The organism is Arthrobacter sp. Leaf69 (assembly GCF_001422645.1).
In the GTDB taxonomy this organism is placed as follows: Bacteria; Actinomycetota; Actinomycetes; order Actinomycetales; family Micrococcaceae; genus Arthrobacter.
In genome coordinates, this window is sequence record NZ_LMLR01000013.1 from 337,337 (window position 1) to 350,606 (window position 13,270).

14 protein-coding genes and 1 pseudogene are annotated in these 13,270 nt (G+C 64.0%); 9 read left to right on the forward strand and 6 right to left on the reverse strand.

Annotated elements, in window-relative coordinates:
• Positions 1-8 precede the first annotated feature (8 nt).
• Genes ASE96_RS14450 through ASE96_RS14460 form a run of 3 tightly spaced genes read right to left on the reverse strand, consistent with a single transcriptional unit; the run spans position 9 to position 3,045 of the window.
• Positions 9-1,349, reverse strand: coding sequence for a Dyp-type peroxidase (locus ASE96_RS14450; RefSeq protein ID WP_056431795.1), 1,341 nt, complete (start codon positions 1,347-1,349; stop codon positions 9-11).
• Positions 1,350-1,351: 2 nt separating this feature from the next.
• Positions 1,352-2,491 (reverse strand): DUF4331 family protein, encoded by a 1,140-nt coding sequence (locus ASE96_RS14455; protein ID WP_056431798.1) that lies wholly within the window; start codon positions 2,489-2,491, stop codon positions 1,352-1,354.
• Positions 2,492-2,496: 5 nt separating this feature from the next.
• On the reverse strand, positions 2,497-3,045 hold the full coding sequence (locus ASE96_RS14460; RefSeq protein ID WP_056431801.1) for a hypothetical protein: 549 nt from the start codon (positions 3,043-3,045) through the stop codon (positions 2,497-2,499).
• 358 nt (positions 3,046-3,403) lie between these two features.
• Here ASE96_RS14460 and ASE96_RS14465 point away from each other — a divergent pair, with 358 nt between their 5' ends.
• Positions 3,404-3,898 carry a CYTH domain-containing protein gene (locus tag ASE96_RS14465; RefSeq protein WP_056431804.1) on the forward strand — a complete coding sequence of 165 codons (495 nt, stop codon included), beginning with the start codon at positions 3,404-3,406 and terminating at the stop codon, positions 3,896-3,898.
• A gap of 662 nt (positions 3,899-4,560) precedes the next feature.
• Complete coding sequence (locus ASE96_RS14470; protein WP_056431807.1) at positions 4,561-4,761, forward strand: hypothetical protein; 201 nt, start codon at positions 4,561-4,563, stop codon at positions 4,759-4,761.
• A gap of 63 nt (positions 4,762-4,824) precedes the next feature.
• On the opposite strand, the gene ASE96_RS14475 is transcribed toward ASE96_RS14470, so the two are convergent.
• Positions 4,825-5,151 (reverse strand): hypothetical protein, encoded by a 327-nt coding sequence (locus ASE96_RS14475; RefSeq protein WP_056431810.1) that lies wholly within the window; start codon positions 5,149-5,151, stop codon positions 4,825-4,827.
• Between the two features lie 300 nt (positions 5,152-5,451).
• On the opposite strand from ASE96_RS14475, the gene ASE96_RS14480 reads away from it, so the two are divergent.
• The 5 genes and pseudogenes from ASE96_RS14480 (at position 5,452) to ASE96_RS14500 (ending at position 9,259) form a co-directional block, all read left to right on the forward strand.
• Positions 5,452-6,417 (forward strand): response regulator, encoded by a 966-nt coding sequence (locus tag ASE96_RS14480; protein WP_235500285.1) that lies wholly within the window; start codon positions 5,452-5,454, stop codon positions 6,415-6,417.
• A 633-nt stretch (positions 6,418-7,050) separates the two neighbouring features.
• On the forward strand, positions 7,051-7,497 hold the full coding sequence (locus ASE96_RS14485; protein WP_082492761.1) for a hypothetical protein: 447 nt from the start codon (positions 7,051-7,053) through the stop codon (positions 7,495-7,497).
• Between the two features lie 95 nt (positions 7,498-7,592).
• Positions 7,593-7,979 (forward strand): SHOCT domain-containing protein, encoded by a 387-nt coding sequence (locus ASE96_RS14490; protein WP_056431817.1) that lies wholly within the window; start codon positions 7,593-7,595, stop codon positions 7,977-7,979.
• A 7-nt stretch (positions 7,980-7,986) separates the two neighbouring features.
• Positions 7,987-8,586 carry an SRPBCC family protein gene (locus tag ASE96_RS14495; protein ID WP_056431820.1) on the forward strand — a complete coding sequence of 200 codons (600 nt, stop codon included), beginning with the start codon at positions 7,987-7,989 and terminating at the stop codon, positions 8,584-8,586.
• A gap of 173 nt (positions 8,587-8,759) precedes the next feature.
• Positions 8,760-9,259 (forward strand): annotated as a pseudogene (locus ASE96_RS14500) (MmyB family transcriptional regulator).
• Positions 9,260-9,477: 218 nt separating this feature from the next.
• On the opposite strand, the gene ASE96_RS14505 reads toward ASE96_RS14500, so the two are convergent.
• Both ASE96_RS14505 and ASE96_RS19615 read right to left on the reverse strand, forming a co-directional pair.
• On the reverse strand, positions 9,478-10,527 hold the full coding sequence (locus tag ASE96_RS14505; protein ID WP_235500261.1) for a glycosyltransferase: 1,050 nt from the start codon (positions 10,525-10,527) through the stop codon (positions 9,478-9,480).
• Entirely contained in the window at positions 10,524-10,706 is a 183-nt protein-coding gene (locus ASE96_RS19615) for a glycosyltransferase (RefSeq protein ID WP_326952507.1), read from the reverse strand. The genes ASE96_RS14505 and ASE96_RS19615 overlap by 4 nt, the downstream gene beginning before the upstream one ends.
• A gap of 92 nt (positions 10,707-10,798) precedes the next feature.
• Here ASE96_RS19615 and ASE96_RS14510 point away from each other — a divergent pair, with 92 nt between their 5' ends.
• Positions 10,799-11,509, forward strand: coding sequence for a TetR/AcrR family transcriptional regulator C-terminal domain-containing protein (locus ASE96_RS14510; protein ID WP_056431826.1), 711 nt, complete (start codon positions 10,799-10,801; stop codon positions 11,507-11,509).
• Between the two features lie 442 nt (positions 11,510-11,951).
• Positions 11,952-12,569: a DinB family protein gene (locus tag ASE96_RS14515; protein ID WP_056431829.1), complete on the forward strand. Its 618-nt coding sequence runs from the start codon at positions 11,952-11,954 to the stop codon at positions 12,567-12,569.
• Positions 12,570-13,270: the final 701 nt, after the last annotated feature.

Consider the following 13,270-nt stretch of genomic DNA (forward strand, 5'->3'; position numbering starts at 1 on the left):
GGGACGGGTCACGGAAGTTCCGCCAGCCAGCGCATCGCCGGCAGGCTCGGGGCGAAGCAGTACTCACCCCCGCGCGTGGTCACGAATGGGGGAAGGTCCTGCAGCCGGCGCCGGATCGGCCGCCGGGGAATCGTGAAGCTGGTCGCGCCATCGCCCGAGCCCACGAGGGGGTCCGCTTCACTCGGGGCGCCGATGAAGATCCCGTCATTGAGCCATTGGGTTTTGACGAACTCGAACTGGCGCTTGATGTGCGCGCCGACGCACACGAAGATGATGCCGCGGTCCGCGCCGTCGTCCTCCAGCACTCCATCGGGAAGCGGCGGGCCGTAGCTCGTGCTGCGCCGGATCATGCGGTGCAGGCGGACGTCCACGCTGCCGTCGGTATCGAGGGCGTCGCGCGGGTTCGCTCGTCGTGCGTGGGCGCCCACGGGGCACTTGAAGCCGCGGGGATCGTCGCCGTAGAGGAAGTCGTTGTTCCGCCGCGGGTCGCTGCCGAGATCAGGGTCGTCCCGCTCCGGGGAGAGCGCCAGTGGGGCTCCTCCCTGCCAACGCCCGACCATCTTCGCGCCGAGTAGTGCTTCCTCCTCGCGGTCCGCAGCCTTCGCGCGGAGGTATTGCCGGTATGCGGCAACGTTCGTGTGCAACTTCCGGAAGATGACATAGGTGCCGTTTCGGCCCAGGATGTCAGGGGTCGGCATCGGCGGCAACTCGCCCGTCTCGTCCGGGTATCCGAGGATGATCTCGCCCGCCTTGAGTGGCCGGTCGTGCGGGTTCGATGGCGGCCTGCCGCTGCCCTCGACCCCTGGCTGCCCGATACCGTCCTTGAAGCCGAACGAGGTACGCCCGGTCGGGAGCTGGTAGCAGTCCTGGCGCCAGAGGACCGTGATGCCGTCCAGCTCCTGATGGGCGCGGCGGGCCCTTTCGGCGACGGCCTCAAGCCGGGCGAGGTCGGGCGCGAGCACCGCTATGGCGACATGGACGTCGGCCGTGCCGAGTGGCTTCTCCCACTGCTCCGGGCTGCTCTCGCCGACGTCTCCGAGGTGCGTCGCGCGCGCAGCCATCCCTTCGCGGAATTCGGGTGCGAAGCTGTCAAGCGAGCTCTGCGGCACCCCGAGCGCTTTGAGTCCGTGAAACGTGAACGCGACGGTCATCCACGCGTCGTGCGCAGGATCGGGCGAGGGTGTACCCGTGTCGACGACCGCCTGCAGCCGCCGGACGAGTTCGCGCCCGGCGGCACGGTCATCGATCCGCAGCAGCAGGTAGACGCCGACGTACGGTGAAGGGCGCTCGTGCAGTGCACCGCTCTGAATGTCGTCGAGCTCGAGGGTGACCCAGTCGTTCCCGGGCATGGTCAGTGGTGTTCCGGCTTCTCGGGCGGGTTGGGGTTGGGAGGGGAGAGGTAGGGAAAGCTGCGTGAGGCTGGCCGGGAGGACTTATCGACTCCATCGCTGATGACCGGACCGTTGCCGGCGTTGATCAGCGTCGTGAAGAATTTGTCCATGACGTCGTCATTAATCGCCCGCCCGCCACAGGTCTCGTGGGCCCGACCCTGGCGGGCGGCGAGTTCGATCTCGAGGAATGAGCCCTTCTCCTGGTAGGGCTTGGTGACGTCGAGGACCAGGTAATCGGCGAGCACGAGTTCGGTCAGCGGATGGCCCTCGCCGTTTGTCGGCCAGTCGGTCCTCCCGTCGAGACCGTCCCAGAAGGCGAGGTTGGCGTTAAGCCGTGCCCGGTAGGCACCTTCATAGCCGTGCTGGATGTGGAACGCATCCTCCATGTTGTACAGGTCGCGGATCTCAAGGTCTTGATTGACCGGATCGAACTGCTTGGGCCCGAGCATCAGGTTCTTCACCTCGGGACGCCCGACGCGCTCGATACGGACGTTGAACGTCCCACGCGTCAGCGTCTCGGCGACGACGCCTACGAGTGTCGGACCCCCCAACAGTGAGCAGTCGATCTCGACAACCAGCCCGAGGACGTTCTTGCCGTCCATATAGATCGCCCCGAGCTCAGCGAAGGCAAGCTGGCCGGTCGCGACCGTCTTCAGCGCCGCAGGAGCATCCAGGATAAACGGATCCCAGCGCGCACCGGCGAACACCCGCACCCCGTGTCCGGAACCCCCATCCTCATCATTGACCCGGAACGAGACAGACTCGCCGGAGGGCGTGGTGCAGGTCCCCTCCTGCTCGAACGGTTGCCCTTCCGCGCTGGACGGCGGGGAGAACACGCAGTCGAACACGAACTCCTCGGCGCCCACTTCGGGACCCGCAGAAAACGGCGCCCGATCGCCGGGCGCATTAGCCGTAAGCGGTCGCAGCCGGAACCGGTAGATGAGACCCTCCGAGAACGCGTTGGAAACCTTTGCGAACGGCAGGGTATTCATCACGAGGACCAGATGATTCGCCCGGTCCGGGCTCGGAAACGCGAAGACATCCGTGATGTCGGCGATTGCGTTGGCCAGCGCCCGGGGGCCAGAAATGTGATCCGACATGGGCGTCAGTCCCCAGCTTCGTCGAGTAGCGGCTGCAGTGCAGGGTGCTGCAGCGCTGCTGCAGCCTCGGGGTGGTCGAGCACGCGCTGGAATGCCGCGTTCACGCGTTGCGCCTTGCGGATCTCCTTCACGGTGCCGGGGTAGTTACGGGCGTACGCAGCAGCGCTCTGTTGCGCACCGAGAATAAACGCCTTCTCGGCGGCGAGGTCGGGCAGACCGTCGTAGCCCTCCGCATGCCGGAAAATGACATCGAAAAGCGCGAGCGTCGGTCCCGAGTTGAAGAAATCCTCCATATACGCATCCCAGGGCCCATCGAAACTTGTGATGAACGCAAGCCGGGTGTCGTCGTCAAAAAGTACGAAACGCGCCTCGTGGATTGTCGTGATCGCCATTCCGTAGTCCCCTGGCCGGTACCCCGGGGTCTGCTGCAGGTCATTCAGCGCGTCCCGCAACGATTCGCTCTGGCCGGGCTTGACCCGGAAGAACAAACTGAACTCACTCGTCGGGCCGACGCTGACGCCCGGACCGGAAGACTGTGCACCCGATATCGCCATTCCACGCTCCTTCGCTGAAGTTCCTCGAGCGTTGCACGACCGCCCGGCTACCACCTCACCCAAACGGGGTGAGGTGGTAAGAGGTCGGCGTCGGCCCGGCCAGCGTCACCTTCGCGGCGTCAATGCAGGTTTGGGCAGCGGAGCGGTCTGGGGAAGGGATGACCAACCGGCAGAACGCCAAGGAGATGTTCCTAGCGAAACGACCAACAACAACATGACATGGTCTCGTCCATGCTGGCGAAACTCGGGGTTTTGTGCAGGACCCCACGCTGCGGCACTGGTGATCGCGGCACTGACGCAATAAGTAGACGCCTCCGACCGGTGCGGTCGGGTCGGGGGCCGGACGTACAATCCCGGTATGGCAGCTACACGCGTAGTTGAGATTGAACGGAAGTTTGATGTCGAGGAGGAGGCCTTGCTTCCTTCGCCCCGGGACCTGCCCGGTGTTGCCCGGGTGGACCGGCCCGTGGAGCACCGGCTGGAGGCCGAGTACTTCGACACCGAGGACTTGCGTCTGGCGTCCGCGCAGATCACCCTGCGCCGCAGGACCGGCGGAGAGGACGCCGGGTGGCACCTGAAGCTTCCCGCCGGACCGGACGAACGGACGGAATTCCGTGAACCGCTCGGAGAACAGGCCGACAGCATCCCGGACACCCTCCGCGGGCTGGTCCGTGTGCACACCAGAGACCGGGCGCTGGTACCGGTTCTGCGCAGACTCGGCGCCGAGGCCTTCGTCCTGGGCGAGAACGGATTCAGCTACGGACGGCTGCACGCCCTGGAACAATCCGCCGCACTCGAGGCAGAAGCCCGCTTCCACCGCGAATGGAAGAAATTCCCTTCCGTCCCGCTCTGAATATGTGGTGCCTATTCTGGCCCGCCGGCGGCCGGATGTTGCCACGCCGGATCACCTTCCCGGGATGAGGTTCCCGCTCCAGTACAGACCGGCCCGTCCCAGCGGTATTCGTTCAGACTGTGACTATTCGCGCCAGGCAATGCTCGGAATGTGTCGCGGTGGGGGAGCGGCATAGGGGACGCTTGGGAGTTCCTTTTGGGATCACAGCTTCGTCACTTGGATCGCCGACAGGATCACCCGGACAAGGCGCGTCAGGTTGGAGAATCCGTATCCCTTGCGGGAGCCCCATTGTGCCCAAGGACTCTTACTGTTCGTCCGGGCCACATCTACACTTGCCGCATGCATCCCCTGGTATCGATCGCGTTGGTGCTGGTGACGGCGCTCCTCTGGGCTGCCTTTACCGTCCTGATGCTTACGAGTGTGAACCGCACCGGACGCAGGGCGCTGGGGCAGGAGCGGAATGCCCTCCGCATGAGGACCCGTCCGACCGTGCACCGGGACATCACAGCCGGGACCGGTCCCGGCCGTTGGCATCACCTTACGGTGCGTAGGCATCGCACATCTTCCAAATCGCTGCCGACACACATCGGCCCGGTTTGACAGGCCTGGATCTGACTTTCGCATCCACGATTAAGTCGTGGATGAATAGGAAGGATTAGCAGGTGAAGCATTATGAGCGACGGCTTCTGTATCCGCGCTCCGATACGCTCGCGGCGGCTTTCCCGGAAATGGAAGCGGTGGCCATGGGATCAGACACGACCACTCCCATCCGGGTGTTGCGCGATCAGCCCGAACTCCACTCACAACTACTCGCCCGCATCTCCGAAATGAGCCTCGATGTCACCGACGTCCGACCAGGGTGAGGGCCCCGAGACGGTCCCGTCGAGCGGCGGCCGGCGGCTGGCCGGGTGCGCGGCGGGGTCCGGTCAGGCTGCCAGACCCACCATCCCGGCATTGGGAAAGCCATCGACGGGCGCCAGGATGCAGAGCCTGCAGTCGGCCTGAAACGGATCAATTTTCGCGGGCAAATGGTGGGACTGTTCGCAGGCGCGCAGCTGCTCCAGCGCGTCCTGGTCGACCTTGGCGCGCGTCACGTCGATTTCCAGGGCCACGTCTGCCATCAGGTCATTGGCGCGTTTAGCGACCACATAGAGTGCCTGGATGCTTTGTGTCGTCACGTGGCCCGGAGTCGCGACCATGGCCGTGGCGCCATCGAGGTCCAGGGGAACCAGAATGCTGAGCTTGTCGTTCATCAGGCCCCTACCCTCAGTGCGGGCCGGGACGCTGCGGCCCGCACTAAAGATAGACATGAATTGTGACGCTCGCAGAACCTCGGTCGTCATCCGGCACGCGACGGCATACGGCTACAACATCGCCCCTGAGCCCAGTACTTCTTTGAGGCAGGCCGGAAGGGCGTTCTGAAAAAGGACGCGACACGATCGCCGGATACGGAGACGTCAGAATGGCTACTGGAGGCATTGCTTCGGGTACTGCCTGTTGGCTGGAGGCTTTTCCGGGCTTAGCCTTGGGTGCACAGGACGGCCAGCGTGCGCATGAATGCACGCTGGAGGATGACCGGGGGGATCATTCAGCAACGCCTTTCGGCCACAAGACGAAGGAACGTGTTGGAAATGACCCCTGATTTGGAGTTCCACCCGCAGCTCCCGTTGACCGGCCGGGGCGTGTATCTGCTTGACGACCACGAGGTCGTGCGGCGGGGCCTGCGCCTGATGCTGGAGTCCGACGGTCTTAGCATCGCCGGGGAGTCAGGGTCCGCGCGCAAAGCACGGCGCCAGATTTGTGCCCTTCGCCCCGAGCTGGTCATTGTTGATGATGATCTCAAGGATGGGTCCGGGGCCGGGGTGTGCCGGGATATTGCGGCGGCGGACCCGGGCATCCGATGCGTGATGATGACCGGGGAGAACGACGAGGGGGTGCTGATCGACTCCGTTCTGGCCGGCGCATGGGGATGCCTGTCCAAGCAGGACGACAACGGTGAACTGCTCAGGCTTATCCGCAGGGCTCTGGCAGGGCACACGGCATGCAGTGGCCGGTTCCGGCCGGCGCTTGTCGCCCCCTCGGCGCGACGCGGGCCGCAACGCCCGGATGAGCTACTGCTGACCCTCACGAGACAGGAAACGAATGCCGCCATCGGGCTGGCGAAAGGGCTGACCAACCGCCAGATCAGCCAGGAGATGTTTGTGGCGGAAAAGACCGTGAAGAACTTGACCTCGTCCGTGCTGAGGAAACTTGGCATGGCACGCAGAGCAGAGGCGGCTGTGTTCATCACCAAGGCGCTGAATCACACGGAAAACCTTTCATACCGGTCAAGCCCGTTCCCGGGCCTGATCGCGGAGGTCACGGCAGCACTGCTGGACTGCATCACCGAGTCCGGGACCACGCCGCCCACAGACGAAGAGCGGGCACGGGATGTCCGTCGGCTTACCGACGCACTTACCGCGATCCGGACCGGCCGGATAGGACCAAATGCCCGGGTGCTATCCAGTCCGGCCGGATAGGACCCGGGCCCCTGCCGGGCAACGGCGTTGCCCGGTCCGGTACGCAGGAGCGTTGGCGGGTTTCACTTTGTCGCGGCTTATAAGGCGTCCGCTGGCCGGCCGGCGGTGAACTTTCCGTGCTCTCCGTCGCGGGGCCGGCCACCCCTGACCCGTCCCACGTCTGCGACGCTCCCACTCGGTGTCCCTCTAGCTGACCTCCGGCCTTGAAGAAAGCCGCCCATTTGTTCTCCCCGGCGAGGACCACGGCGGAGTGGCCGGGCTCGGTCGTCTTGGCCGGGGCCATGACGTCCTGCTCAGAGAGCACCATTGCCAGGTCGGACTCGGCCACGCGCACCTCGCCGAGCTCACTTGCGTCGAGCTCGGAGATCTCTGCCGAGCCGAATGTGCCGTGGCCAGGGCCGCGGCGCGTCATGGAATAGAGCTTGAGTCATCGCGCCGGGTTGTATCCGGTGCTGGACGCTGCAGACCCGGACGGTGCAGCGCCGGGCGACAGCCCGCCGTCGAATCTTCGGTATTAGCGCCGGGAATCATCTTCCCTGGATGAGGTCCGCGCCACCGGTCCGGCCCGAGAATGGTCGTACTTTGCCAGTCGCAGGGCCACCTGCGGCAATCCATTTTGGAAAGGAGCCTCCAATGTCGAGACCTCGCCCAATCCTTGCAGGACCGATCGCACTAGTGGCAGCCGTCGCGCTGCTCACGGGCTGCAGCCCCTCCAGCCCCGGGACGAGCGTCAGCAGCGCCCGAGCGCAGGAGAACGTTTCGCAGGCGTGCGCTGCTGCCAGTGCCTATTCCGCAGCGCTGACAAATTTCAAACAGACACTAAAGCCCGGCGCCACGGTGGAGCAGGTCAACTCGGCGCGAGACCAGGTCGCGAAGACCTACGACGATCTGATCAAGGCCAGTCAGGACGTAGCGAAAGACGAGGTGGACGCCGTTCAAGCGGCCGAAAAGAACTTCGATCGAGCTGTCAAGGACGTTCCCGACGATGCCACCCTGACACAGGCGTTCGGTTCCCTGCGAGACGAAGCAGCCAACGTCCAGGCCGCCGTCAGCGACCTCCGTACGGCGGCCAAGTGTTAGGTTCTCCAATTTCTGTTCACCCGCAGTAGCCCCATGCCGCGCATCCGGCTGCCCAAGCCCCAAATGCCGTTCCAACTGAAAGCAGGGAAGTCAACATGAGTGTCTGGGAAAACTTTTGGAACATTATCTGGTGGCTGTTCTATGTGTGGGCCTTCTTCGCCTTCCTCTGGGCCTTGTTCGTCGTCTTTGGGGACCTGTTCCGCGACGACAAGCTCAGCGGCTGGTGGAAGGCCATCTGGGTTATCTTCTTGGCTTTCGTGCCCTTTCTGGGCCTGCTGGTGTACTTGATTGCCCGCGGTAAGGGCATGACTGAGAGGTCCATGGAACGGGCCCGAAAAAACCAGGAAACCTCGGATGCGTACATCCGCGGGGTCGCTGCAGCGAGTCCAAGTGAGGAGATCTCCAAAGCCAGGGCTCTTCTGGACTCTGGAACCATCAGTGCTGATGAGTTCGACATGATCAAGGGCAAAGTACTGGTCTGAGAGCGCCATGAGATCCTATGAGGCCAAGACACTGATAAATGCCCGGAAGTTCACGGTATGGGAAATCATCACGGACGGCGGCAACTACACCGTCTGGGAGTCCGGCATTACCCACATCTCCGGCGGACTGCGCAACGGGGGCACGATTCGAGTCCGGAGCCGGACCGGCGGGAACCGTACTTTCCGTCTGCGCGTCCGGCAAATACCGGGCGAAGCGATGACCTGGACCGGAGGCCTGGCCCTGGGCCTGTTCAAGGGCGTGTGCACGTTCACGCTCACGTCCCACGGCGAAAAAACGCTCTTGCACGTCAGGCAGGATCTTGCCGGCCCACTGCTGGGCCTGCTGTGGAAGACCCTGCCCGATATTGAGCCGGCCTTCGCCGAGTACGTCGACGCCGTCAAGAAGCGCGCGGAACTCCTCAGTAGACACGAAGCCAGGATCCACGCTTCACCCGGCCGACCATGGAACGTGTCGGGCGAACGCTCAGACCGGCCGAGTACTCGCGACACTCCGCCTTGGTCGAGAACGCTTCTTCCCCACGACCAGCGTGTGCCTCAAGGTCTGCGTCTGCAAACGAACCGATCAAAATCCTCCCGGTCGATGTAGGACTGCTTCATAGGCATGATGACTTAGCAAACACGCAATAAAGCACCCAGCCTGAGGGTCTGCTTTGCACATGCCGACTGAGACGCGATGGCCGGAAAGACCAAATACAATGTCAGGCCTCACCACGCAATGAATCTCCCATCGACGCGATGAGCGACGTTCCCGCGATCGCGATGACCCGGCTCGGGGACCCGGTCGCTTCCAACCCCTTGGGCCGGGCACTGTTCCCCGACCTCTTCCCGGCGGGAAAGCCCGTGCTGAACAGCGCCCGCTACATGTTCCTCGATGAACGCTCCCGGGTGTTCTACCCGGACTGGGAGACAACCGCATTAGAGGCCGTGTCAGGGATACGGCTCATCGCCGGCCAGGATCCCAGCGACAAAGCCCTGATGGCACTGGTCGGTGAGCTCGCCACCCGCAGCAACGAGTTCCGCACCTGGTGGGGAGGACACACGCTAACGACCACTCCACCGGAACCAAAAACATCCACCACCCCGTCGTGGGTGACATGACCCTCGGCTACGAAGCCCTCGACATCACATCAACCCCCGGCCTGGTCCTCATGACCTACCTCGCCGAACCTGCCACCCCGTCCGCGGACGCCATGAACCTGCTCCGCAGCTGGACCGCACAACCCCTCGACTCCACAAGCGACGCGACAGCGTCAGGCTAAGAGCGCGTGTCCAAATATTCGTCTCGGTGAGAGCAGAGCTAACCCTCACTCACTAGACCAGTGGGTCTGGATCGCCGCAGTGCGTGCCGCCATTTGAACCGCCTATCGGGACTCAAGCCACCACGCGCTAACAGAATGCCGCCATCAAACGCCGAATTCCTCACATCTATTGAATGCGCTTGGTGGTTTGTAGCAGAAACGGTCGCTTTTGCAACGCGCTACATCTGCTTCGCAGCGGCCCGCAGTGCTGTCGCGACGGGCGCGGTTCCGTCTTCCGTTGCGAGCATTGCTGCCAGTTGGCGTGCTCGTGCGGCGTAGGCCGGCGTCGTGGTGGCCTGCGTGATGGCGTCGGCCAGCCGTTCGGTGGTGAGTTCCTTGTAGGGGACCGGTTGCGGGCCCGCGCCGAGGGAGGTGATCCGTGCGGCCCAGAACGGTTGGTCCGTATATATCGGCACGCTGACCGTCGGCACCCCGGCGCGCAGCCCCGCCGCGGCGGTCCCCGCTCCGGCGTGGTGGACGACAGCGGCCATCTGGGGGAACAGCCATTCGTGCGGAACAGCACCGATGCTGATGGCATCGGGCCCGGCGACACCCTGTACGCCCAGTACCGCGCGAACCCCCGCACGGTGCGCGGCGTCGAGCATGAATTCTGCGTCCAGGGCCGCACTGCTACCAAAGCCGATGAACACCGGGGGCGGGCCGTCCGCGAGGAATTGGACCAGCTCCGCAGGTGGCTGCCAGCCCGGCTCAACTTCCGGCCACCAGTAGCCGGTCATGGTGAGCCCGGACCGCCAGTCCGCCGGGCGCGGGAATACGGTGGGGCTGATGCCGTGGAGAACGGGACTGTTGGTTTTCCTTCGCGTGCGGTCGGACGCGGACCGGGCCTTTTTGGGTAGGCCGAGCATCTGGCGGATGCGGGCGCTCGGGGCGTCGTAGGGTGCTTTTCCCGATGATATGAGTGAACCGAGCAGCTTGTTTCCGACCGGCCCGAGGCTGCGGGCGGTCCCCAGAACCACGGGCGGATAGGCGGTGCTGGGTTCGGTCGGCTGCAGGTGGGCGCCGATGGCGGGGACACCGAGGGCCTCCGCAACATCGTAGGCATAGGGGGCGATCGCGTTGGCCAGGATCACGTCGGTGCCGGCCTCGGCCGAGGCAAGGGTGCCGGTCGCGGCCAGGTCCATGTAGTCACCGAGTTCGCGCATGTACCTGCGCAGGTCCGCGCCCGTGGCCTTCTTCCCCGGCGCGGCGGGGCTGACCCGGTGGCTCATATCACCGGGCAGTTCGCGGTGCTCACACCCGGCTGCGGTGACCAGCGGGCATAGGCGGCATTCGCCGCGATTGCGACGTCAAAGCCCAGGGCTTGAAGTCTGCTGCCGAGCCCGGCCATCGGGGCGACATCCCCTCGGGTCCCTGGCGTAATCATGAGTACCCGCATGACATTCCCCATTCCACTTGATTGCGATCACTGTTCGCAATCAAGAATATAGTGGAATAGGTACGGAACCTAACCCAGGCGGCTAGGCGAAAGGCGGAACAGGTATGCCCTCTCATGACCGCGTTGATATCTGGCTGCGGCCGGAGCGTTACGGTGTCGGGCCGAAACCGGAGCACTCACGCGCGGGGATCGCTGCGGCGGCGATCGATATTGCCGACCGGGACGGCCTGACGGCGGTGTCCATCCGACGCGTGGCCGCCGGCATCGGAGCCGGCGGGGCGTCCCTGTACCGGTATCTGAAATCCCACGACGAGCTCATCGAACTCATCGTTGACACGGTCAGTGGTGAATACGACCTTGACCCCTCCGATGAACCAGCGCCGATCCAGCTGCTGAATCTGGCCCGGCAAGGCCGGGCCATTATGCACCGGCACCCGTGGCTGGCTCCGCTGCTGCTGACCCGGCCCTCAATGGGCCCCAATGCTCTCCGATATCTGGAGCGTGCCTTGTCCGCAATGGAGCCGGTGGACATGCCGGGGCCCGCCAAGCTGCAGACCGTGGCCATGATGACGGCCATCGCCTCCGCATTTGTACAAAATGAGCTGGCATCAGCCGACAGCTCCGGGACGGGCCTCGACGGGGCGAACGCGCGCCTGCAGTACCTCTCCGGGGTAGTCCAGTCCGGGAATTACCCGCTCCTGGCGGGCGCACTCACCGGGCAACACGACCCCGAGAGACCAGAAGAAGTGTTCAACACCGTCATCACCAACTACCTGACCGGCGTGGGCCTTCCAGCCGCCGTCGGTTCCGCCTGAGGGCACCCGAACCGCCAAGCCGAGCTGTGAAAAGCCGCCATTCTGGATTAACAGTCACACGTCGTGGAGGACCGGTGGAGGACCGCTTACGGGCGCCGCCGCAACCCGCCGTCAGAGGTACGGATGAGCGCAGCGGACCCGCGGCAGCCGCGGTCTGGCTATTGCGGCCCTGGCCATTGGTTACGGCATCGCCACATTCGCATTGATTAACACGCTGATGTTCATTCCCGGCGCGATTCAGCAGCTCGTTAGTTAGCCTCGCTGCCGGTCGACGCTTGTCTTCATTGCCGAGCTAGGCCTCATTTCACAGAGTCAACGCGGCCGTGTATGCCCGAGTCACTGCCTGACTCGAGTTGTCCCGCTGAGGGATTGGCGGGCACTTGGTCGTGGACAGCCAGCAGATGCCGCCTAACGGTATCTCGTGGGGTATAGGCTACGTGCCATGATGACCAACCAGCGCCTCAAGCCACTGCTCGAGCAGTACGACTGGGCGACGGAACGACTTCTCACTCGCCTCGCCGGGCCCACCAGCAACTCGGGTGATGACAGCGACGTCGACGTACCGGTACTGACGGACGCCGAGTACCTCTGGGAACCGGTCGCCGCGTGCTGGTCGGTACGGAGGCGTGCCGATGGGCCCGGACCGGGCGCCATCAAGCTCATCGGCGCGGGTGAGTGGGGGCGAGACGGCGCCCCCGAAAGTCCGTGGCCTCCGCCCCTCACGACGATCGCCTGGCGGCTTGACCACATCTCCGAGACGCTGTTGGGCCGATCCAACCACCTCGGGGGTGACCGAACGTTCGATCGAGCGACGTACGAATCACGACCAGATGCAGCCGGCGCTATCGAGAGGTTCCGTCAGGCCGCAGCCGATTGGCGCCGGGTACTGCTCAGTGTCGATGAGTCCGACTATGACCGGACCGGACTAAGCAGCTACCCGTACGGCAGCGATGCCGAGGAGACGTTTCCGTCGATCGTGTGGTGGGAGAACCAGGAGATTCTGCACCACGGAGCCGAGATCGCACTGCTCCGCGACCTCTACGTTCACCACGCTCAGTAGCGACGAGCGCGCACCGCGGACAGCTCAGCTGGCGGAGTCTCTATGTAGTAGGCAATTCCATGAATGTGTCCCGCGTCATGGAGAATCTAACGTCATCTCGTGCACGAAATGATAAGGAGGATTACGTCCGCATAGGTGCCCGTAAGCCGATCCTTTTGCGGGCACGGAACTGGTGGCGCTCTGGTTGCTCTGGCATTGCGCCTAGTAGGGGTGTCAGGCGAGAGAAGGACCAGAAACGGACGAGAGGCGACTCGTGAGCGTCATTCCAAGTGAAAGTCACCGAAAGTGGATTGCGATCGCCGTCCTGGTGCTATTCCTAAGCGCATGACTTGATACGTCTTGTTGACGGTCAAGCGGCTAGCGCTTCCTTGAGCCCGAGGTGTGCCCGGTCGGCACCGGCGAGTCCCTGGTCCGTGAACGTCTTCTCCGACGACACTCCAAGAGCAACCAGGGGCATTCTTCCGGGCGGTAAGGTCTTGGTCGTTCGAGGATACGAGGGCGTATCCGATGGGGGCCCGGTCATGGACTTGGATGTGCTGGAGAGCAACCAGGGGCATTCTTCCGGGCGGTAAGGTCTTGGTCGTTCGAGGATACGAGGGCGTATCCGATGGGGGCCCGGTCATGGACTTGGATGTGCTGCTTAGCCCCCGGGGGATTCTGTCGATCGAAGCAACACCTATTTCAAGGTGTATTTGAGTTCG

Excerpts from the sequence above, each read along its gene's own strand:
- ASE96_RS14450 (WP_056431795.1), bottom strand. The coding sequence starts at position 1,349 with ATGCCCGGGAACGACTGGGTCACCCTCGAGCTCGACGACATTCAGAGC.
- ASE96_RS14455 (WP_056431798.1), bottom strand. The coding sequence starts at position 2,491 with ATGTCGGATCACATTTCTGGCCCCCGGGCGCTGGCCAACGCAATCGCC.
- ASE96_RS14460 (WP_056431801.1), bottom strand. The coding sequence starts at position 3,045 with ATGGCGATATCGGGTGCACAGTCTTCCGGTCCGGGCGTCAGCGTCGGC.
- ASE96_RS14465 (WP_056431804.1), top strand. The coding sequence starts at position 3,404 with ATGGCAGCTACACGCGTAGTTGAGATTGAACGGAAGTTTGATGTCGAG.
- ASE96_RS14475 (WP_056431810.1), bottom strand. The coding sequence starts at position 5,151 with ATGAACGACAAGCTCAGCATTCTGGTTCCCCTGGACCTCGATGGCGCC.
- ASE96_RS14480 (WP_235500285.1), top strand. The coding sequence starts at position 5,452 with ATGAATGCACGCTGGAGGATGACCGGGGGGATCATTCAGCAACGCCTT.
- ASE96_RS14485 (WP_082492761.1), top strand. The coding sequence starts at position 7,051 with ATGTCGAGACCTCGCCCAATCCTTGCAGGACCGATCGCACTAGTGGCA.
- ASE96_RS14490 (WP_056431817.1), top strand. The coding sequence starts at position 7,593 with ATGAGTGTCTGGGAAAACTTTTGGAACATTATCTGGTGGCTGTTCTAT.
- ASE96_RS14495 (WP_056431820.1), top strand. The coding sequence starts at position 7,987 with ATGAGATCCTATGAGGCCAAGACACTGATAAATGCCCGGAAGTTCACG.
- ASE96_RS14505 (WP_235500261.1), bottom strand. The coding sequence starts at position 10,527 with ATGAGCCACCGGGTCAGCCCCGCCGCGCCGGGGAAGAAGGCCACGGGC.
- ASE96_RS19615 (WP_326952507.1), bottom strand. The coding sequence starts at position 10,706 with ATGGGGAATGTCATGCGGGTACTCATGATTACGCCAGGGACCCGAGGG.
- ASE96_RS14510 (WP_056431826.1), top strand. The coding sequence starts at position 10,799 with ATGCCCTCTCATGACCGCGTTGATATCTGGCTGCGGCCGGAGCGTTAC.
- ASE96_RS14515 (WP_056431829.1), top strand. The coding sequence starts at position 11,952 with ATGATGACCAACCAGCGCCTCAAGCCACTGCTCGAGCAGTACGACTGG.